1 pseudogene is annotated in these 385 nt (G+C 37.1%); it reads right to left on the bottom strand.

The window, feature by feature from the left end:
* Nucleotides 1–266: 266 nt before the first annotated feature.
* Nucleotides 267–385: pseudogene (locus AB4585_RS23030) on the bottom strand (manganese-dependent inorganic pyrophosphatase); the annotation flags it as partial.

Raw genomic sequence — 385 nt, 5'->3', positions numbered from 1 at the left:
CGTTATCCTTTTGGAATTTTAACGTGCTGTCATATCATTCCAATGTTTCACTTACTAAAAATATTATTTTCTGATTTATACTGTTAGTGGTGAATGAGTGAGTTTGTCCAACAAATTAGGGTTATTTTGATACCGTTAACAATCAATTAAGCACGAAGTTAGCAGCGTCACTGGCTTATTAAATGCTAGATAAAAATATAACAAAAAGGGCCTGAACATAACATTCAGACCCATCTAAATTTCCAATCGCTCAGCGAAAGCTTCTACTACAAACTCTCAAGCGCCTTCTGAATCGCTGGACCAATCTGGCGTTTACGTGAAGTTACGCCATCCAGAGTCAACATGTCAGAGGTTGGTTCAACATTAAACGCAGTCTTGATAACTT

It is taken from the genome of Vibrio sp. 10N.222.49.C9 (genome assembly GCF_041474985.1).
GTDB lineage: Bacteria > Pseudomonadota > Gammaproteobacteria > Enterobacterales > Vibrionaceae > Vibrio > Vibrio crassostreae_C.
Note: the sequence above shows the minus strand (reverse complement) of the source record. Positions and strands in the feature narration are given on the sequence as shown.